Origin of the sequence: Pseudomonas sp. NFX5 (assembly GCF_049132125.1) — a bacterium.
Lineage (GTDB): Bacteria > Pseudomonadota > Gammaproteobacteria > Pseudomonadales > Pseudomonadaceae > Aquipseudomonas > Aquipseudomonas marginalis.
On the sequence record NZ_JAFMZG010000035.1, the window covers coordinates 18,773 to 38,296 of the forward strand.

Below are 19,524 nucleotides of genomic sequence, written 5' to 3' on the forward strand. Positions count from 1 at the left end.
CCCCGGGCTTTTTTACGCCTGGCGCTTAAGCCGACTGCTCTTCCTTGCCCAGGCACGCGGCCGCGGTAAACAGCACATCGGTGGACGAATTGAGCGCGGTTTCCGCCGAATCCTGCAGCACACCGATGATGAAGCCTACGGCCACCACCTGCATGGCGATTTCGCTGGGGATACCGAACAGGCTGCATGCCAGGGGAATCAGCAGCAGCGAGCCGCCGGCCACACCCGACGCGCCGCAGGCACAGATCGCCGCGACCACGCTGAGCAGCACGGCGGTCGGCAGGTCCACGGCAATGCCGAGGGTGTGCACGGCCGCCAGGGTCAACACGGTGATGGTGATCGCAGCACCGGCCATGTTGATCGTGGCACCCAGTGGAATCGACACCGAGTAGGTGTCTTCATGCAGGCCCAGGCGTTTGCTCAAGGCCAGGTTCACCGGGATATTCGCTGCGGAGCTGCGGGTGAAAAACGCGGTGATGCCGCTTTCGCGCAGGCACATCAGCACCAGCGGGAACGGGTTGCGGCGCAGTTTCCAGAACACGATGGCCGGGTTGACCACCAGTGCCACGAACAGCATGCAGCCGATCAGCACCACCAGCAGGTGGGCGTAGCCGAGCAGGGCGCCGAAGCCCGAAGTGGCGAGTGTCGAGGCCACCAGGCCGAAGATACCCAGCGGGGCGAAGCGGATCACCACGCGCACGATCAGGGTCACACCGTTGGACAGGTCGTCGAGCACCGTGCGGGTGGTTTCGCCGGCATGGCGAATGGCAATGCCCATGCCGATGGCCCAGGCCAGGATGCCGATGAAGTTGGCGTTCATCAGTGCGCTGATGGGGTTGTCCACCACGCTCAACAGCAGGCTTTGCAAGACCTCGCCGATGCCGCCGGGAGCGCTCACGGTGGCGTCATGGGTAGCGAGCACCAGCGATGAGGGAAACCACATGCTGGCAATCACCGCCACCACGGCGGCGGCAAAGGTGCCCAGCAGGTACAGGAACAGGATCGGCTTGATATGGGTTTCCTGGCCGTGTTTATGGTTGGCGATCGACGCCATCACCAGCACAAACACCAGGATCGGCGCCACGGCCTTGAGCGCGGCAACAAATACCTTGCCGATAAACCCGGTGGCCTTGGCCGCCTCCGGCATGAGCAGGGCCAGCAGGATGCCGGCGATCAAGCCGATGACGATTTGCGTGACCAGGCTGATGCGGGCCAGGCGTTGGAAAAGGGAAGGGGCAGCAGTCATATGAAGGTTGTCTCTAGTTTTTTTAAGGGCACAGCAATGCAGGCGGAAAGGGCTGTAGGAAGCAGGGCGCGAAGTCTAGCATGCCGCTGGACCTGTCCCGGCCGCTGCGGCATTGGGTCGCCGGGGCTTCGCAAAAGCCGGACATACTCTGTTAAGATTCTGCCCTCTCACCTTTCCTCTCCGTCAGCGGGCCCTTCGGGCTGTCGTTGATGTCGCCGTTTCTGGAGTTTTCATGCTGTTTCCCATCCTGCTGCTGTCGGCCGCCGGTTTTACCGTGCTGACCACAGAATTCGTTATCGTCGGCCTGTTGCCGTCCATTGCCCGGGACCTCAACGTCAGCGTGTCCCAGGCCGGCCTGCTGGTGACCTTGTTTGCGTTTACCGTGGCGGCCTTTGGTCCGTTTCTGACGGCTTACTGCGCCCGTTTCCCCCGCAAGCGTCTGTTTATCAGCATCCTGCTCCTGTTCGGCGTGGCCAATACCGTGGCCGCATTGGCGCCGAATATCTGGGTGATGGCATTGGCGCGCTTGATCCCGGCCCTGGGCCTGCCGGTGTTCTGGGCCCTGGCCAGTGAAACCGCAGTGGATATCGTCGGCCCCGAATACGCCGGGCGCGCCATCGAAAAGATCGGCTTCGGCATCGTCTGCGCCACGGTGTTCGGGATTCCAGTGGGCACGCTGATTTCCGATATGTTCGGCTGGCGCGCCGCGTTTGCGATCCTCGCCGTGGTCGCACTGGCCAAGGCCTTGCTGCTGTTTATCTACCTGCCGGTGACCCAACCGAAGAACGACCAGGTGTCGTTGCGCTCGCAGTTCAAGATCCTGCGCAACCCGCTGATGCAAGGCCATATCCTGTTGTCGGTCCTGGTATTCAGCGGCATGTTCACGGCGTATACCTACCTGGCGGACATCCTTGAGCGCCTGGCCGGTTTCGACGGCACGCTGGTGGGCTGGTGCCTGATGGGCTTTGGCGCAGTGGGGCTGATCGGCAACTCCCTGGGCGGGCGTGCGGTGGACCGTCACCCGCTGATCGCTTCCATGGTGTTCTGCGGTTTCATGATCGCCGGCATGGTCGCGCTGGTACCGGCGATCCACTCCACGGTCGGCCTGGCGGCGGCGATGGCGGTGTGGGGCGTGACCCAGGCGGCGCTGTTCCTGGTCAGCCATGTGCGGTTGATGAAGGCCGCACCCCATGCGCCGGCGTTTGCGGCGTCGTTGAATATCGCCGGGGCCAACCTGGGCATTGGCCTGGGGGCCATGGTCGGCGGGCATGTGATCGACACCCTCGGCCTCGGCAGCCTGGGCTTTGCCGCTTCCGGGTTTATCCTGGTGTCGATGCTGCTGGCGCTGTGGCTGATGACCGCCAGGCCAGCGGTCGCGTCCAACGCCTGAACGCTCAGGGCAGGGCGGTAAACAACTCACGCCGTGCACCTTCGGTAATCGCCACGATGCCGGGGTGCTTGACCTTGCGTTCCACCGAGATCGCGTAGAACGACTCGGTGACGGCATCGGTCTGGCCAATCAACGCCACCCCGTACTGGCTCACTACTTCATCGGCGATCACGCTGGGCGCGATAAAGATCCCGCTGCCGGATTGGCCAAAGGCCTGCATCAAGGCGCTGTCATCGAACTCGCCGATGATCCTGGGCAGGATCTGCTGCTCGGCAAACCAGCGCTGCAAACGGCTGCGCACTACGGTTTCCGCGCCGGGGATCAACAGGGGCGCGCCGTGCAGGCACTGTGGGAAGTCACCGGCGTACCTGTCAGCCAATGCCTGGGTGGCGAAAAAACTGATGCCACATTCCCCCAGTTTCTGGCTGTAGCCCTTGATATCCAGGTGCGAGGGCATGGGGCTGTCGGAGATCACCAGGTCCAGGCGCTGGATCGCCAGGTCGGCCAATAAACGCTCGAGTTTGTCTTCACGGCAGGTAATGCGCAGGGGCTCGCTCAATTCCATGGTCGGAGCGATCAGCCGGTACACGATGGACTTGGGCACCACATCCGCCACACCGACCCGAAACAGGATCTGTTGCTCATTGGGCTGCGCGCGCAGCATCGCCTCCAGTTCATTGCCGGTCTGGAACATCTGTTCGGCATAGGGCAGGGCCTGGCGCCCGGCTTCGGTGAGTTCAAGCTGGCGGCCTACCCGCTGAAACAGCGCAATCCCGTAGGTTTGCTCCAGCAGGCTGATCTGCCCGCTGATGGTCTGGGGCGTGAGGTTCAGTTGCTCGCAGGCGCGCACGATGCTGCCGGTCTTGGCCACTACCCAGAAGTAATGCAACTGTCGGTAATTGAGCATGATGATCATCACTTCGTAAAAACCGAAGTATACGCGAGAAAAATACGAATTTTCCTGAACTGTTTGCCTGCATAGAATGCCTCGCTATCGCGGGGCCACTATTTGGACCCAATGGTTCTAACGAGGAAGACATCATGAAACTCAATTCCCTGGGCGCGGCATCGTTGCTTGCGCTTTCATTGGTGATGATCAGCGGTTGCGATCAGGTCGAAAAAAGCGCGCAACAGGTCATGGGCAAGGCCACCGAGTCGGCCAAGCAAGCCATCGATGACACCCAGAAAGCTGCCGAGCAGGCGTTGAGTGAAGCGACAAATGGCCTGATCAATCCACAAAAAAAGGATGATCAGGAAGAAAACGAGTCTGAATCGAACACCAAAGAAACCTAATCTCCCCAGCACAACGTCAGGACTGACCTATGGATTACCTTTTACAACTGGCCGCCAGCCCTACCGCCTGGATTGCCCTGGCCACCTTGATCGTGATGGAAATCGTGCTGGGCATCGATAACCTGATCTTTATCTCGATCCTCACCAACAAATTGCCGGAGAAACATCGGGCCAAGGCGCGACGCATCGGTATCAGCATGGCGCTGGTGTTGCGCCTGGGCCTGTTGAGCACCATTGCGTTTATCGTGCAATTGACTACGCCGGTGTTCGAAGTGCTCGGCCAGGCGTTCTCGTGGAAGGACATGATCCTGATCGCCGGTGGCCTGTTCCTGGTCTGGAAGGCCACCACCGAGATCCATCACAGCATGGACCCGGAGCCTGAAGAGAAAGCCAGCGCTGGCAATGTCGTGGCCATCGGCTTTGCTGCGGCCATCGGGCAGATCCTGTTGCTTGACCTGGTGTTCTCCATCGACAGCATCATTACCGCCGTGGGCATGACCGAGCACTTGCCGATCATGATCATCGCCGTGGTGACCTCGGTGATCGTGATGCTGGTGGCGGCCGAGCCGTTGGCCAAGTTCATCAACGACAACCCGACCGTGGTGATGCTGGCCCTGGGCTTCCTGATCATGATCGGCATGACGCTGATCGCCGAAGGCTTCGGCGCCCATGTGCCTAAAGGCTACGTGTACGCGGCCATGGCCTTCTCGGCGGCCATCGAGTGCCTGAACATCGCTCGGCGCAACCGTCACAAGCGTCTGCTCGCTGCCCGGCAGTAACGCTGCAACCCCAAAGGCCGGCTGTGCCCACAAGAGCCCAGCCGGCCTTTTGCTGTCTGTTAGAATCCGCCCACTTGATAGCTTGAGGTCCACCATGAACGAGCCGATTCGCCTTACCCAGTACAGCCACGGCGCGGGTTGTGGCTGCAAGATTTCGCCCCAGGTGCTGGAAGTGATCCTGGCGGGCAGCGGTGCGCAGAACCTTGACCCCAACCTGTGGGTGGGCAACGCCTCCCGCGACGACGCGGCGGTGTATGCCATCGACGATGAGCGCGGCGTGGTCTCTACCACTGACTTTTTCATGCCGATTGTCGATGATCCCTTCGATTTCGGCCGCATCGCCGCCACCAATGCCATCAGTGACATCTACGCCATGGGCGGCGACCCGTTGATGGCCATCGCCATTCTTGGCTGGCCGGTGAACGTGCTGGCGCCGGAGATCGCCCGTGAAGTGATCCGTGGCGGCCGCTCGGTGTGCGACGAAGCCGGTATTCCGTTGGCGGGCGGGCACTCCATTGACGCGCCCGAGCCGATCTTCGGCCTGGCCGTCACCGGCATCGTGCAAAAGCGCCATATGAAGCGCAACGACACCGCCACCGTGGGCTGCCGCCTGTACCTGACCAAACCGTTGGGCATCGGCATCCTCACCACCGCCGAAAAGAAGGGCAAGTTGCGTGAGGCGGATATCGGCCTGGCCCGTGACTGGATGTGCACCCTCAACAAACCCGGCAGCCGTTTCGGCAAGCTGGCCGGTGTGACGGCAATGACGGATGTCACCGGTTTCGGTCTGTTGGGCCATTTGGTGGAGATGGCGGACGGCAGCGCCGTGACCGCACGTATCGAATACGACAAAGTCCCACGTCTGCCCGGGATCGAGGACTACCTGGACCAGGGCTGCATGCCAGGTGGCACCTTGCGCAACTTCGACAGCTACTCGAGCAAGGTCGGGCGTCTGCAGGAATTGCACAAACGCGTGCTGTGCGACCCGCAGACCAGCGGTGGCCTGCTGATCGCGGTCACGCCTGAAGGCGACGCCGAGTTCCGCGCGACGGCGGCTGAATTGGGCTTGAGCCTTGAGCCGATCGGCCAATTGGTTGAGCGACAGACCCACGCGGTAGAGGTGGTTTGATGGCAACTGACATCACCGATTACCGCGACATTTTCCTCAACGACCGGCCGATGATGGATACCCGCGCGCCGGTCGAATTCGCCAAGGGCGCGTTCCCCGGCGTGATCAACCTGCCGTTGATGACCGATGACGAGCGCCAACGCGTCGGCACCTGCTACAAGCAGCAGGGCCAGCAAGCCGCGATTGTGCTGGGGCATGAGCTGGTATCGGGGGCGATCAAGGCTGAACGTATCGAACAATGGGCACGGTTTGCCCAGGCCAATCCTGACGGTTTCTTGTATTGCTTCCGGGGCGGGCTGCGTTCGCAGATCGTGCAGCAATGGTTGAAGACCGAAGCCGGCATCGAGTACCCGCGGGTCGGCGGTGGCTACAAGGCCATGCGGACCTTCCTGCTGGACACCCTTGACCAGGCGGCCGCCCACTGTGATTTCGTGTTGCTGGGCGGCATGACCGGCACCGGCAAGACCGAGGTGCTGGGCCAGTTGCGCAACGCCCTGGACCTGGAGGGCCATGCCAACCACCGCGGTTCCAGCTTCGGCAAACGCGCCACGGCGCAACCCTCCACTATCGACTTCGAAAACCGCCTGGCGGTGGACCTGCTGAAAAAACGTGCGGGCGGTATCGAGCAGTTCGTGGTCGAGGATGAAAGCCGCATGATCGGCAGCTGCGCGCTGCCGTTGCCGTTGTACAAGGGCATGCAGACCTTTCCGATGGTGTGGCTGGAAGACAGCGTCGAAGGCCGTGTCGAGCGCATCCTGCGCGATTACGTGATTGACCTGTGCGCAGAATTCATCGCGGTGTTTGGTGAGCAGGGCCAGGCGCTGTTTGCCGAGCGCCTGACCCAGAGCCTGGCCAATATCCACAAGCGCCTGGGCGGCGAGCGCTTCCAGCGGTTGCAGGCGATCATGCAGGATGCCCTGGCGGAACAGCTGCGCAGCGGCGCCGTGGACCTGCATCGCGCCTGGATTGAGGGGCTGTTGCGCGAGTATTACGACCCGATGTACGCCTTCCAGCGTGAAAGCAAAGGCGCACGCATCGAGTTTGCGGGAGAGCAGGGCGCAGTCACGGCCTATCTGCGCGAGCGCGCCCTCAGAGAATAAGCGCGCCGATCAACCCGCACACCACGCCCACCAGCATGGTCAGCCCGGCCACCGTCACCAGTACCCGCGCATCGAAATCCTTGCGCAGCATCAACAGCGACGGCAGGCTCACGCTGGGCAGGGTCATCAGCAAGGCCACGGCCGGGCCGGTGCCCATGCCCAGGGTCATCATGGTTTGTACGATGGGGATTTCTGCCGCTGTAGGGATCACAAACAGCGTGCCGACAATCGCCAGGGGCACCAGCCACACCAGGCTGTTGGCCATGGCGCCGTCCACGTGGGGGAACAGCCACACCCGTGCGGCACCGAGCACCAGCACCGCCAGGATATAGATCGGTATGGTGCTCCAGAACAGCTGCCACAGGGTACGCAGCCAGCGACTGAAGAAGGGTTGTGCTTCGACCTGGCTGGCCTCGGCCACCGCGTCCAAGGCAACTTCCGGCACCTGGTCCGGCCGTGCGATGCGTTGTGCCACCAGTGACACACCGACCACCAGCACAATGCCCGCCACCAGCCTCAACGCGGTAAAGCCCCAGCCCAGTACAAAGCCCATGAACACCAGCGTCGCCGGGTTCAGCACCGGGTTGGCAATCCAGAAGGCCAGTGCCGCGCCCACCGACACCTGCTGGCGGCGCATGCCAGCAGCGACGGGCGCCGCGCAGCAACTGCACATCATCCCCGGCAAGGCAAACAGCCCGCCGCGCAAGGTCGAGCCGAGGCCGGCACGGCCAAACAGGCGCAGCAACCAGTCGCGGGGGATCAGCACTTGCAGCAGCGAGCCGAGGATCACCGCCAGTACGGCAGCTTTCCAGATCGCCAGGAAATACACCTGGGCGTAGGCCAGCGATGCTGCCAATGGCGAGCTTTGTTGATCGTTGAGGATCGAGGCGCCGATGCTGTGGTTGTCCGCGGCAACAAACGCCTTGAAGTAGTAGGGCGACCACTTCACGTAGTAGAGGCCGACACAGGCTACCAGTAGGAAGAGGGCAGGTTTCCACCAGAACGACCAGCCCCGGACGGGCTGGGTGGAGGCGAGGTTGGGCATGGGGGAGGGTCCGCAGATGAGTCAATAGCGGTGCATCATACGCCCTCAGCTATCGGCACTCACCTGTGTTGGCTGCGGGCAGGTTTCTTCACCGTCGTTCAGGCCCTGCTTGTAGTTGCGGCTGAGCAGCGAGGCTTTGCCGTTGTGCCAGGTCAGCGTCAGTACGTACAGCGTGTCGTAGTCGCTGCCGGACCAGTCGTCGGTAATCGTATGTTTTTCGCCGGAGGCCTCACTGGCCACCTTGTTGATCAACTCCGGCAGGTAGCCGTGGGACCACGCGGTGTAGATGGTGGCATTGTGGTATTTGTCTTCCACCAGCTCGTCGGCCAGGTCGCTGGTGTCGTTGGCCGAGAACTTGATGTTCACCGGCAGGCCCAGCTTGATGGCGCTGGGGCTGATGGTCATCAACGGGCGAATATAGCTGTAGGAATTGTCCAGCTCACCTTCCTCGACATTGCGCGTCGGGTTGGCGGCAAACACGAAGTTGGCCTTGCCGAATTTTTCCGGCAGCAGGGTGGCCAGGTTCATTGCTCGGTTCAACCCCTGGCAATTGAGTTGGCCCAGGCCGCCGGCCGGTTTCTCGGCGTGGCGCAGGAACACCAGGGTTTGTACGCCGTCCACCGGTTGGGCGCGGCTTTCACGGGCGTCGAGGGCGGCAACCATGGCGCCGCTCACCAGCAAAAGGGGTAACAGGATGTAGGCGTAGTGTTGCAGTCGTTGCACAAGGCGCAGAGGCTTGATCGTCATTATGGGTTCGAGTCTTCGTGCGTCACGTTAAGGCGGACAAGCCTGGCCCCAATGACGCCTGGGGCGTCCTGCGGGTATTCCGTGTCGGTACAGCGAGGTGCCTCCATTCACCGTTTGAGCGCACTTAAGAGTGCACGCGGGCGTATTGGTTCGCCCACGGGGGATAATAGCCCGCTGATGTTGCGCATTGATGACCCATGCAGGACGTGGGTCAGATGATTATCATGGGGGCTTTCCGCCAGGGAGTTTCCCGATGAACCCGATCGCCGCGTTCCCGATCAACAGCAAATGGCCCGCCCGGCATCCGGAGCGCCTGCAACTGTACTCGTTGCCCACGCCCAACGGGGTAAAAGTCTCGATCATGCTCGAAGAGCTGGGCCTGCCTTATGAGGCGCACAAGGTCAGTTTCGAGACCCAGGACCAGTTTTCCCCCGAGTTCCTGTCCCTGAACCCCAACAACAAAATTCCCGCGATCATCGACCCCGACGGCCCGGCGGGCCAGCCGTTGGCGCTGTTCGAGTCAGGCGCAATCCTGATCTACCTGGCGGAAAAATCCAGCCAGTTGCTTTCCGAAGATCCGGCGACACGTTATGAAACGATTCAATGGCTGATGTTCCAGATGGGGGGCATCGGTCCGATGTTTGGCCAACTGGGTTTCTTCAATAAGTTTGCCGGCAAGGACTACGAAGACAAGCGCCCCCGCGACCGTTACGCCGCGGAATCCCGTCGCCTGCTGGAGGTGCTGGAAAAGCGCCTGCTCGGCCGCACCTGGATCATGGGCGACGACTACAGCATCGCCGACATCGCCACCTTCCCCTGGATTCGCAACCTGATCGGTTTCTATGAATCGGGCGATCTGGTGGGCATTGCCGACTTCCCTAACGTACTGCGTGCGCTGGACGGCTTTGTCGCCCGGCCGGCAGTCATCCGTGGCCTGAATATTCCGAGCTGAAGCATGCCGACTTTCGATTTCAAACAACTGGATGTATTCAGCAGCGTGTCGCTCAAGGGCAATCCGCTGGCCGTCGTGCTGGGTGCCGACAGCCTCAGCGACCAACAGATGGCTGACTTCGCCAAATGGACAAACCTCAGTGAAACCACGTTTTTGCTGACACCGCGCGATGCTCGGGCGGACTACCGGGTGAGGATCTTTACCACCTTGCAGGAGCTGCCGTTCGCCGGGCACCCGACGCTGGGCAGTTGCCATGCGTGGCTCAAGGCGGGTGGGGTGCCCCAAGGCGAGGAGATTATCCAGGAGTGTGAAATCGGCCTGGTGCGTATTCGGCGTCAAGGCGATGAACTGGCGTTTATTGCACCGCCGTTGATGCGCGCCGGCGCTGTGGACTCCGCGTTGCTGGAGCGCGTTCGCCTGGGATTGGGCCTGGCGCCGGGGGCCATTGTGCGCAGCCAGTGGGTCGACAATGGCGCGGGGTGGCTCGCGGTGATGCTGGCTGACCGTGATCAGGTCCTGGCCTTGCAGCCGGACTATTCGCAGCTGCTGGGACTGGCCGTCGGCGTGATTGCGCCTTGCAACCCGGCTGACGACGTGGACGCGCAGTTTGAGGTGCGTGCCTTTGTCGCAGGCGACGGGGCCCAGGAAGACCCGGCCACCGGCAGCCTGAATGCCGGCGTCGCGCAATGGCTGCTCAGCGAAGGACTCGCGCCTGAGTGCTACGTGGTCAGCCAGGGCACGGCCATGGGGCGTGCGGGGCGGATTCGGGTCGAACGTCAAGGTGATGAAATCTGGGTCGGTGGCGCCGTTGCGGTGTGCATCGACGGGCGTCTACAGCTCTAGATCAATACATTATTACGGCCCCCGCAATACACTGTTGGCCCCTGGGCATTTGTGCTGCCGGGGCCTTGGGGCATAAGCTTTCGCCCCAAAGATTTCCCGCCACTTTTTCAGGACAGCCATGACCAGCCAGTTCCCCCAAGCCCGTCCACGCCGCCTGCGCCGCTCCCCGGAGCTGCGCAGCTTGTTCCAGGAAACCGAGTTCACCCTCAACGACCTGGTGCTGCCGATTTTCGTCGAAGAAGACATCGACGACTTCGTGCCGATCACCAGCATGCCCGGCGTGCAACGCATCCCGGAAAAGAAGCTGGCTGCCGAGATCGAGCGCTATGCCCGTGCCGGTATCAAGTCGGTGATGACCTTCGGCGTGTCCCACCACCTGGACGCCAACGGCAGCGACACCTGGAAGGAACGCGGCCTGGTCTCGCGGATGTCCTCGATCATCAAGGACGCGGTGCCGGACATGATCGTAATGTCCGACACCTGCTTCTGCGAGTACACCGACCACGGCCACTGCGGCGTGATGCACGGTGCCCATGTCGACAACGACGCGACCCTGGTCAACCTCGGCAGACAAGCCGTTGCCGCCGCCCGCGCCGGGGCCGACGTGATCGCCCCCTCGGCCGCCATGGACGGCCAGGTCCAGGCCATCCGCCGTGCGCTGGATGAGGCCGGCTTCACCCATATCCCGATCATGGCCTACTCCACCAAATTCGCCTCGGCCCTCTACGGCCCCTTCCGCGAAGCCGGCGGCAGCGCGCTCAAGGGCGACCGCAAAAGCTACCAGATGAACCCGATGAACCGCCGCGAAGCCGTGCGCGAATCGCTGCTGGACGAACAGGAAGGCGCGGACGCACTGATGGTCAAGCCGGCCGGTGCCTACCTCGACATCATCCGCGACATCCGCGAAGCCTCGCGCCTGCCGGTGGCGGCGTACCAGGTCAGCGGCGAATACGCGATGATCAAGTTCGGCGCCCAGGCGGGAGCGATCGATGAGGATCGGGTTGTGCGGGAAACGTTGGGATCGATCAAGCGTGCGGGGGCGGATTTGATCTTTACTTACTTTGCTATGGACTTGGCGTTGGCTGGGATCTAAGGGCAACGTAACCCCCCCCCTGGTGAGCGAACACTTGTGGTGAGCGAGCTTGCTCGCGTTGGGCTGCGTAGCAGCCCTAAACCAGACACCGCCAATCTACCTGAAACACCGTATTGCCTTGACTGGGGCCGCTTCGCGGCCCCACGCGAGCAAGCTCGCTCGCCACAGGGGGCGTTGGGGTGTCAGGGAGAATGGTAGCGCTACCACGTTGACTGGTCTTCGAGGCTGGCTTTTTGCAGGTCGTCTTTCCAGACCTCATTGGCTAAACGGTAGATATCGGCGAAGAAGCCTCTAGGGTCGGCGATTTCTGTTTCGTCCCAAGCCATAGTTATGTATTCGTCGTAATCGCTTTCGAATTCTTTCGAAAAGTCAAAGTCGGGTTTGTCTAGCACATCTCGGAGTGCAGACATCAATACGAAGCGATGTCTGTATGACAAATGCATAAGTTTCTTCAGGACAAAAGAAATAATAATTATCTCTCTGTCTTTCTCATTGTTAGGGTCGTACTTCCATAGTTCTTTGCCAACTGTATCCTCAAGGTCGTATATCGATAAGGCTCCCAATATATGAGAAATGTTAGGAATGTAAGGTGTATTCATGAATGGGCATTTCAGCATTTTCTGCTCACTTAGGGAATGCGGTAAATGGCCGAGTTGGATTGTTTATATCAAATCTGACCTCCGCTCTGTCCATATTTTCAATGTACTTAGGATCGTTTGCGTCCCGCCGGTTAGGTTTGTAGCCTCGTCCAGCTCCGGGTAGCTCGACTATAACTACTGGGTTACCCGCTCCATCAAGACCTGTAGGAAATGGTGAATTGCTTTGCATCCTACCCATGGCTTTGTTTAGAGCGTGAAGCTGCATTCTCCAGGTTTTAAATTGGGAGCTGGAACTGATAGTTTCCCTCTCCCCTGTGGTTGGATTCGTTCCATCAATAGATCGTTGCCTTAAAGCGTTGTCTGGTATCTCTGGGCCATGCTTTTCAACCGAGTGCATATCGTATTCCTGTTCCCAACCCAGTACTTTTTGTTTTGCATTTACCTCTGTCAGTTCATCTATTCTCGCCTGTCGCTGAGTGCTCGGCAGTTGAGGTAGAGCGGGCGCGCCTTAATTAACGCTAGGCTTCGGAAAAATAGGAGGAGCGTTAGGCTTGCATTCGTCACCAGGGCAGGTGCTTAAGCCCAGCGGATCAATCCACCCCGTAGGATTGGGCACGTACTGATACGCGTTGATCCCACCCGCCAACTTCACCGGATCAGGCGTCAGGTAACACCCAATATCCGGATTGTAGTAGCGATGACGGTTGTAGTGCAGGCCGCTTTCCTGATCAAAGTACTGCCCCTGGAAACGTAGCGGGTTGTCGATTGTGCCTTTGTCGAGTCGGCTGATCTGGCCGTAGGCGCGGTAGTGGGCGGACCAGACGATTTCGCCTTCTGGGTCTGTCAGTTCCTGTGGCGTGCCGAGGTGGTCGAGTTGGTAGTGGTAGGGCTTGGTATCTTTTGGGCCGAATCCTTCCAGCAGGGCGAGTGGCCTAAAACTATCGGGTTCGTAGAGATAGCTGCGGTGGCGATCCGCATGGTGTTCGGCAATCAGCCTGTCGCCTTGCCAGAAAAACTCCGTGGTTATGCCGTCCACGGTTTTGCTGATGCGCCGCCCAAACGGGTCGTAGCGATAGCTGGCGGTTTGGCCGTTGGGTTGGGTGAGGCCTATCAGCCGATGCTGGCAGTCGTAGCGGTATTCGGTGACGAGTGCGTGCCCACGGCCACGCCGTTCGCGGATCAGGTTGCCGAAGGCATCGTAGTCGTAGTGGCGGTCACCCTGGATCATCAGGCGGTTGCCGGCGACGATGTCGGGGCCGGGGCGGTCTTGCATGAGCAGGTTGCCGGCCGGGGTGTGGCCGAAGCGTTCCTGCAGGTCTTGGGAGTGGTCGGCGCGGGTGAGGCGGCCTAAGGGGTCGTAATGGTAGTGGTGTTCGCCTTTGCGCGTATCGAGCAGGCGGGTGAGGTTGCCGGTTTTGTCGTAGTCGTATTGGCGTTGGTAGAGGTGGTCTTGTTGCTGGGTGATTGCGTGGGCGTGCAGGCGGTGTTGGTCGTCGTAGTGGTAGTGGCTGAGGAGTTGGCCTTGTTGGCGCTGATGTTCCTGGCCGGCCTTGAATAGGTGAGACGTCAGCAGCGTGCCATTTAACTCGACGGTGGCGAGGTGGCCGCCTTTGCTGTGGTTGAACACCAGGCGGTTGTTGTCCGGCAGGCGCAGGTGTTGAAGCTGGCCGCAGGCGTCGTAACCGTAGCGCAAGGTGCCCCAGCCCTGGTGTTCGGCGGTGAGGCGGTTTTGGCGGTCGTATTCGTAGGCCAGCGCCCAGTGGCCGTCGTCGACGCTGAGGAGGTTGCCCTGGCGGTCGTAGGCATATTCAACAACGCTGGCGTCGGGCAGGGTTTTTCGTACGAGGCGTCCGGCGTGGTCTCGCTCGTAACGGGTAACGAGCTGACTGCCATCGTCACCGTATTCGGTCTTTTCCTGCAGGTTGCCGTTGAGGTCGTAGATGTAGGCGGTGCGCTGCCCGTCAAACCCGGTTTCCTGCTGGATCAGGCCGTTGGGGTGATAAGCAAGTCGGTAGGTCTCGCCAACCTCGTTTTCGATCTCGGTCAGCAGTAACCGCGCATTGTCGTAGCGGTACTTGACCTGGCTACCGTCGGCGTTGATACGGCGGCTGATCAGGTGCAACCCGTCGGCGTATTCGTAGCGGATGACGTGGCCCAGTTCGTCGCGTTCGGCGGTGATTTTTCCGTAGGGGTTGTAGCTGTATTCCCGACATGCACCGCCTGGTAATACGACGCGAACCAAGCGACCCACACTGTCCCACTGATACTGGGTCAGCGCGCCATGCTCATCCTCGCGCGCCACCGGCCGGCCAAGATCGTCATAGCGATAACGCTTGATCCCGCCATTTGGCAGTTGCTCTTCAAGCAACTGTCCGCGCTCATTCCACACCAGCCGTTGGCAACTGTGATCCGGGTACCAAACCCCAACCAGTTGCCCGTATTTGTCGTAGCTGTAGTCGGTGACATGACCATCGGGATCGATCTTGCGAATGACATCGCCCTGGTCATTACGCTCGTACTTCCAGACTGCCAGACCCCGCCTTACAACCCGTACGAAGCCATTGTCATGCTCGTAGGACGTCGGCTCATCATCCCCGGGAAACAACGCCACCAAGCGTCCGGCGTCGTCGTACTGATACGCCGTCACCGCCCCCAGCGGATCCTGCTCAACCGTCAGCCGGCCTTTGGCATCGTAGGATTTGAAATGCTGGGCACCGTCCGGATCAATCCGCTGCACCAGCCGCGCCCGGTCGTCATGGGCGTACACTTCCTGACTGCCATCGGCGTTATGCAGCGTGACCCGGCCGTCGTCCCCCCAGGCATACCGCGTATCCATCTGCGAAAAACTGGCCCAATGCCGGACACATCGCGCCGCTTTGCCGGACCGTTCCCACGCCCAGAAGAAACTCGCCCCACCGGCCAAGCCCCGCTCAAGAATGACGTGCTGATCGTCGTAGCGATAAACCTCGCTTTCGCCGACGGCATTGGTCGCCGAGACCAGTCGGCCAGCGTCGTCATAGGCGTAGGAAACGACGTTCTGCTCCGTCACCCATTCGTAAGGCTCATACCCCTTGGCGCGCTGAACCTGATAGTCCACCGCGACGATGTGGCCGGACGAGTAACGCAAAAACAGCGCACACCCCGCGCCGTTATCCAGCCGCTCAATCCGCCCTAGAAAATCCCGAGAAATCCGCAGCCGGTTGTCGTACGCATCACTGATCGAGACCAGCACACCGTCGCGAAAGTGATAAAACCGCGACGCCTGGGCCAACACCAACTCATCCGGCGACGTACCTAAATAGATCGCTGCTTCCGCGAGGCTATTGGTGATGGCGGGTCGAGCAACAGTCGGCAGTGGAAACCCAATCGAGCGGTTCTCATGGTCCGTCCACACCACCGAATCGCCCGACACCGCAAGCCGATGCGCCAGCGAATGACTCCAGCCAAATCCCAGCCCGCCATCCACTTCCACCGCACTGGTGCGATATAGCCGTGTCCACTCGAACGGCAAAATCCCATCCAACGTGCCATCGGTGAGGGTGAGCAACTCCTCCCCGGTAACCATCGACACCGGGCAGCCGTTGGTGACGGTCTTATCCGAAGCCGCCGCCGCATCCCCGTTCGGGTTCCTCCCTGAAACCGGCACATCATCGACAAGCTCCTGCCTGACCAACACCGTCTGCTGAGTCTTCCTGCGAGCTGCCGACACCGGGTTCGAAACCACATGCTCCCCAACCTTCAACGGCGCAACCGGCACAGTCTTGATCGCTGTCGCGGGGCCACCGAGCAGCAAAGGCTTCACCGCTTCGACATGCGGCTCCAACCCCGGCTCTACAAGCTGCCTGGCCAGCAACTCCAACAACTCCCGCGCGCGTTTGGATTTGATAGCGCTCAGCACTTGAGCCCCCATCCGCGCCGCCACCCCCATCGCCCCCAATACACGAATCAACAGCAGATTGATCAGGACCTCGCCAGTGATCTCACCCCACAGTTCATTCATCTGCGGCGGTGGCAGCAGGCGCATCCAACTGACCATCGCCGACAGGTAGATAAACAACAGCGGCTCATCGCTGAGCACCAGCAAACCGTTGGCAATCGTGTCGTTGCCGAGCTTCAGCAGTTCATCGAGTTCGGCCTGGGAGAGGTAGGCCAACAGCTTTTCGCTGTTGGGCTTGAGGTCCGCCAGCAGGTCAGACAACTGCGTAACGTTGTCCCACACATTGAAGAGGGCTTTTCCAAGGCCGCTGAAAAACGCTGCTTCCAGCATTCGGCGCCGATCGAGGGGCTTGGCTTCGGCATAGTCTTTCCACTCATCCTGGAAAGTGCGGGCCCACTCTTCACGCAGGCGCGCCTCCAACCCCGCGATCACCGACTGATAAGACCCATACAGCGCCTTGACGTGATCCCTGGAAACGTTGGGGTAGAAACTGATTCGGTACGGCTGGTTGCGATCACACTCGGTGATTTCGAGAAGGCCGCTGGGGCCGATGGTCTTGTGGATCGGCTCGCCCAACGGGCCGCCATTGGGATCGACGCGCTGCAGCATCACCGGCGTGTCGCCGATGGGCACGAAGCGCGTGCTTTGGAACATATGCACCAGCGTCAGGGTGCCATTGGCCGGGCACGTGGCGACGGTGCTGCTGGGGATGATTGAGCGATTGATCGGCGCAACCAGCGCCACCTCATCGCCGACCTTGAAGACCTGCTCGACCTCCAGCGCCGAGAAGCGCCAGAAGCTTTGCGCCCAGTCATCGAACGTATTCAGGCATTCGCGAAAGTCACGGAAGACGCTTTCAACGTCGACCGTCTTCACATCCATCGGGGTCAGGGCCAGCCTGCCAATGGCCGGGTTCAAGAGGCCGCCCCTTCAACCAGGGCTTTAACGAAAACAACCATCTGCAATCCCTCGCACTGTGTATTCAGGCGAGGGACTTTGCAGCGGTTTTCAGGCAGGGGCTGTAGAGCTTATCTTGCCGTTACGTGGGAGCTTTCAGCGGCTATCGTCCCTTTTTGGCGACGTATCAAAAAGCCTTCAGCGCTGCGCGAACGCCAGGTTCAACCCTGGCTGGCGAGAAGGTGAGTTGGCGAACCCGCGTTAGACTTACCGGTCCATATCCGCAACGCCTGGCCCATCGTCCTCAAGGAAGCCCCATGTCCCCACGCTGCCTGATCCTCTGCCTCACCTCATTGGTGGTGCTGGCCGGCTGTTCCACGTCACGCGGTCCGCAGCAACCAGCGCGCAGCGAAGCCGAGGTGAAGGCCGAGATCGTGCGTTTGCTCCCGGCGAAGGTTCCAGACCGCAACGGCTGGGCCCAGGACATCTACACCGCCTTTGACACTCAAAAGATCTACCCCAGTACCGAGAATATCTGTGCCGTATTGGCGGTGACCGAGCAGGAATCCACCTATCAGGTCGACCCGCCCGTGCCCAACATGGGCAAGATCGCCCAGGATGAAATCCTGCGCCGTGCCGCCAAGGTGCATGTGCCCGCTTTTGTGGTGCGCAGCGCCCTGCAGCTGCGCTCGCCCACCGGCAAGTCCTATGCCGACCGTTTGAGTGCCGCGCGCACGGAGAAGGACCTGAGTGGCATCTTCGATGACTTCATCAGCGTGGTGCCCCTGGGCAACACCCTGTTTGGCGGTTTCAATCCGGTGCACACCGCCGGTCCCATGCAGGTCAGTATCGACTTCGCCCAGAAACAGGCGCGGGGTTATCCTTACACGGTGGATGGCACGATTCGTCGGGAAGTCTTCACCCGGCGCGGCGGCATGTACTTCGGTATCGCCCATTTGCTCGGCTATCCGGTGAGCTATGACCAGCCGTTGTATCGCTTTGCCGACTTCAATGCGGGGTGGTACGCCAGCCGTAATGCGGCGTTCCAGGCGGCGGTCAGCCGCGCGTCGGGCACTGAGTTGGCGCTGGACGGGGATTTGATTCGCTACGGCTCATTGCTGCCCGGCACCACCGAACTGGCGGTGCGCTCATTGGGCGCGAAGCTGGACATGCGCAATCCCAGTATTCGCAGCCAGCTGGAACAGGGCGAACAGCTGGATTTTGAAGACACCACCCTCTACAAACGCGTGTTTGCCCTGGCCGACCAGGCTGCCGGCAAGCCGATGCCCCGTGCGATCCTGCCGGGCATCGTGCTCAAAAGCCCGAAGATCACCCGCAACCTGACCACGGCGTGGTTTGCTAAGCGCGTGGATGAGCGGTACCAGCGCTGCATGAAGCGCTGATCAACTGCGGCGCCGGACAAATGTGCGCCACAGCCACACCCACAACCACACCACCGGAAACGCCAGGATCACGAACGGCAGCACATAGCTGGCGCGTTCCAGGGCGTCTGCGGTGCCGTCCACCAGGTTGGTCCCCAGGTTGCTGAACATCCGGCTGAAGCGTGACGGTTGGTTGGCGCCGTCGGCAGAGCGGAAGTTGAGGGTGACGCGGTTGGTATCCAGGCGACGCTGCTGGCCGGCGGCGACCTGGGCGAGTTCCTGCAGTTCGTTTTCAATGCCTGCCTGCTCCTTGCTCAAGGCAATCAGGTCGCTGACGCTGATATCCTTGCGCTTGGCCAGTTCATCGAGGCGCTGTTGCTGGGCTTGCAGGCGATCCTGGCGGCGACGTACATCGGCGACCGCGTCGGCCAGGTCTTCGGCGGTGGTGATGCGCTGGCCGAGTTTGCCGCCTTCAGCGGCCATGGCGACCATCGGTTCGACCCCGGTGGGCGCGATCCGCAGGATGATCTCGCCGCCGTTGCTGTCTTCGGTGATGCCAAGGATATTGCACGCGCCAAACCGCGCCGACTCACAGGCCTCGCGGGTGGCCTGCATGCGCGGCGCGAGCAGGGCGCCGGGCAGGGCCAGGGTCAGTTCGTGCTCATAGGCCAGTTGCGCACCGGCCCGGCCTTGTTCGCCATTGATCACCGTGGCGCGGGAGTGGTCCTTGGGTGAACAGCCGACCAGGGCCAGGCCGGCCAGCAGGATCAACAGGGGCGCGCGAAGCGATTGAGGGGTGCCGTCCGGATGGCGCATTGCAGTTCCTTGAGGTGTGCGGGGGACATTGGCGGCGATTAAAGCGGGTCCGGCGAATTAACGCAAAGTATCGTGCAGGATTTGCAAGGCTGATGGTGGTCGCGGAGTGGATTACCGTGCGCCTAAAGAAGAACGCGGTGTATCAGACACTCTGTAGAGGCTGGTTTTGGGGCTGCTTCGCAGCCCAACGCGGGACAAGCCCGCTCGCCACAACAGCGCTTTCTGCCGGGGGAGGCAGCGTTTAGACAAAGTTGTGTAGATACCTATGCTCATCGG

Annotated in this window: 16 protein-coding genes; 9 read left to right on the forward strand and 7 right to left on the reverse strand. The window is 61.0% G+C overall.

All coding sequences use genetic code 11. From position 1 onward, the window contains the following. Positions 1-25 precede the first annotated feature (25 nt). Entirely contained in the window at positions 26-1,246 is a 1,221-nt protein-coding gene (gene sstT, locus J1N02_RS24675; RefSeq protein ID WP_421147923.1) for a serine/threonine transporter SstT, read from the reverse strand. Positions 1,247-1,478: 232 nt separating this feature from the next. On the opposite strand from sstT, the gene J1N02_RS24680 reads away from it, so the two are divergent. Next, a complete protein-coding gene (locus J1N02_RS24680) occupies positions 1,479-2,636 on the forward strand; it encodes an MFS transporter (protein ID WP_027603158.1) in 1,158 nt (385 codons plus the stop codon). 4 nt (positions 2,637-2,640) lie between these two features. Here the strand turns inward: J1N02_RS24680 and nhaR are convergent, their stop codons facing one another. Next, positions 2,641-3,543 (reverse strand): transcriptional activator NhaR, encoded by a 903-nt coding sequence (gene nhaR, locus J1N02_RS24685; RefSeq protein WP_027603159.1) that lies wholly within the window; start codon positions 3,541-3,543, stop codon positions 2,641-2,643. Positions 3,544-3,677: 134 nt separating this feature from the next. Here nhaR and J1N02_RS24690 point away from each other — a divergent pair, with 134 nt between their 5' ends. From J1N02_RS24690 to mnmH, 4 genes are all read left to right on the forward strand, one after another. Then, the gene (locus tag J1N02_RS24690) at positions 3,678-3,929 is read left to right on the forward strand and encodes a hypothetical protein (protein WP_027603160.1); all 252 of its coding nucleotides are present in this window, start codon (positions 3,678-3,680) and stop codon (positions 3,927-3,929) included. A gap of 29 nt (positions 3,930-3,958) precedes the next feature. After that, entirely contained in the window at positions 3,959-4,708 is a 750-nt protein-coding gene (locus J1N02_RS24695) for a TerC family protein (protein ID WP_027603161.1), read from the forward strand. 94 nt (positions 4,709-4,802) lie between these two features. After that, positions 4,803-5,837 (forward strand): selenide, water dikinase SelD, encoded by a 1,035-nt coding sequence (gene selD / locus J1N02_RS24700; protein WP_027603162.1) that lies wholly within the window; start codon positions 4,803-4,805, stop codon positions 5,835-5,837. Then, positions 5,837-6,937: a tRNA 2-selenouridine(34) synthase MnmH gene (gene mnmH / locus J1N02_RS24705; protein ID WP_421147924.1), complete on the forward strand. Its 1,101-nt coding sequence runs from the start codon at positions 5,837-5,839 to the stop codon at positions 6,935-6,937. Before selD ends, mnmH begins: the two co-directional genes overlap by 1 nt. Here the strand turns inward: mnmH and J1N02_RS24710 are convergent. Then, the gene (locus J1N02_RS24710; protein ID WP_421147925.1) at positions 6,927-7,982 is read right to left on the reverse strand and encodes a permease; all 1,056 of its coding nucleotides are present in this window, start codon (positions 7,980-7,982) and stop codon (positions 6,927-6,929) included. The two genes, mnmH and J1N02_RS24710, sit on opposite strands and share 11 nt — an antisense overlap. A 45-nt stretch (positions 7,983-8,027) precedes the next feature. After that, entirely contained in the window at positions 8,028-8,729 is a 702-nt protein-coding gene (locus J1N02_RS24715; RefSeq protein ID WP_027603165.1) for a hypothetical protein, read from the reverse strand. 253 nt (positions 8,730-8,982) lie between these two features. Between J1N02_RS24715 and J1N02_RS24720 the strand changes: the two genes are divergently transcribed. The 3 genes from J1N02_RS24720 to hemB all read left to right on the forward strand — a co-directional run bounded on the left by J1N02_RS24720 (position 8,983) and on the right by hemB (position 11,617). Continuing rightward, entirely contained in the window at positions 8,983-9,681 is a 699-nt protein-coding gene (locus J1N02_RS24720) for a glutathione S-transferase N-terminal domain-containing protein (RefSeq protein WP_027603166.1), read from the forward strand. A 3-nt stretch (positions 9,682-9,684) separates the two neighbouring features. Further along, positions 9,685-10,524, forward strand: a complete 840-nt coding sequence (locus J1N02_RS24725; protein ID WP_098479935.1) for a PhzF family phenazine biosynthesis protein — start codon at positions 9,685-9,687, stop codon at positions 10,522-10,524. 118 nt (positions 10,525-10,642) lie between these two features. Beyond that, entirely contained in the window at positions 10,643-11,617 is a 975-nt protein-coding gene (gene hemB, locus J1N02_RS24730; protein WP_421147926.1) for a porphobilinogen synthase, read from the forward strand. A gap of 200 nt (positions 11,618-11,817) precedes the next feature. On the opposite strand, the gene J1N02_RS24735 is transcribed toward hemB, so the two are convergent. Next, complete coding sequence (locus tag J1N02_RS24735; protein ID WP_315899086.1) at positions 11,818-12,216, reverse strand: hypothetical protein; 399 nt, start codon at positions 12,214-12,216, stop codon at positions 11,818-11,820. Positions 12,217-12,724: 508 nt separating this feature from the next. Then, on the reverse strand, positions 12,725-17,035 hold the full coding sequence (locus tag J1N02_RS24740) for an RHS repeat-associated core domain-containing protein (protein ID WP_421147989.1): 4,311 nt from the start codon (positions 17,033-17,035) through the stop codon (positions 12,725-12,727). A gap of 332 nt (positions 17,036-17,367) precedes the next feature. On the opposite strand from J1N02_RS24740, the gene J1N02_RS24745 reads away from it, so the two are divergent. Next, the gene (locus J1N02_RS24745) at positions 17,368-18,453 is read left to right on the forward strand and encodes a DUF1615 domain-containing protein (RefSeq protein WP_027603170.1); all 1,086 of its coding nucleotides are present in this window, start codon (positions 17,368-17,370) and stop codon (positions 18,451-18,453) included. Here J1N02_RS24745 and J1N02_RS24750 read toward each other — a convergent pair whose 3' ends face one another. Then, a complete protein-coding gene (locus tag J1N02_RS24750; protein WP_108574643.1) occupies positions 18,454-19,248 on the reverse strand; it encodes a DUF4349 domain-containing protein in 795 nt (264 codons plus the stop codon). It abuts the gene before it with no gap. Positions 19,249-19,524: the final 276 nt, after the last annotated feature.

Excerpts from the sequence above, each read along its gene's own strand:
- sstT (WP_421147923.1), bottom strand. The coding sequence starts at position 1,246 with ATGACTGCTGCCCCTTCCCTTTTCCAACGCCTGGCCCGCATCAGCCTG.
- J1N02_RS24680 (WP_027603158.1), top strand. The coding sequence starts at position 1,479 with ATGCTGTTTCCCATCCTGCTGCTGTCGGCCGCCGGTTTTACCGTGCTG.
- nhaR (WP_027603159.1), bottom strand. The coding sequence starts at position 3,543 with ATGCTCAATTACCGACAGTTGCATTACTTCTGGGTAGTGGCCAAGACC.
- J1N02_RS24690 (WP_027603160.1), top strand. The coding sequence starts at position 3,678 with ATGAAACTCAATTCCCTGGGCGCGGCATCGTTGCTTGCGCTTTCATTG.
- J1N02_RS24695 (WP_027603161.1), top strand. The coding sequence starts at position 3,959 with ATGGATTACCTTTTACAACTGGCCGCCAGCCCTACCGCCTGGATTGCC.
- selD (WP_027603162.1), top strand. The coding sequence starts at position 4,803 with ATGAACGAGCCGATTCGCCTTACCCAGTACAGCCACGGCGCGGGTTGT.
- mnmH (WP_421147924.1), top strand. The coding sequence starts at position 5,837 with ATGGCAACTGACATCACCGATTACCGCGACATTTTCCTCAACGACCGG.
- J1N02_RS24710 (WP_421147925.1), bottom strand. The coding sequence starts at position 7,982 with ATGCCCAACCTCGCCTCCACCCAGCCCGTCCGGGGCTGGTCGTTCTGG.
- J1N02_RS24715 (WP_027603165.1), bottom strand. The coding sequence starts at position 8,729 with ATGACGATCAAGCCTCTGCGCCTTGTGCAACGACTGCAACACTACGCC.
- J1N02_RS24720 (WP_027603166.1), top strand. The coding sequence starts at position 8,983 with ATGAACCCGATCGCCGCGTTCCCGATCAACAGCAAATGGCCCGCCCGG.
- J1N02_RS24725 (WP_098479935.1), top strand. The coding sequence starts at position 9,685 with ATGCCGACTTTCGATTTCAAACAACTGGATGTATTCAGCAGCGTGTCG.
- hemB (WP_421147926.1), top strand. The coding sequence starts at position 10,643 with ATGACCAGCCAGTTCCCCCAAGCCCGTCCACGCCGCCTGCGCCGCTCC.
- J1N02_RS24735 (WP_315899086.1), bottom strand. The coding sequence starts at position 12,216 with ATGAATACACCTTACATTCCTAACATTTCTCATATATTGGGAGCCTTA.
- J1N02_RS24740 (WP_421147989.1), bottom strand. The coding sequence starts at position 17,035 with ATGGATGTGAAGACGGTCGACGTTGAAAGCGTCTTCCGTGACTTTCGC.
- J1N02_RS24745 (WP_027603170.1), top strand. The coding sequence starts at position 17,368 with ATGTCCCCACGCTGCCTGATCCTCTGCCTCACCTCATTGGTGGTGCTG.
- J1N02_RS24750 (WP_108574643.1), bottom strand. The coding sequence starts at position 19,248 with ATGCGCCATCCGGACGGCACCCCTCAATCGCTTCGCGCGCCCCTGTTG.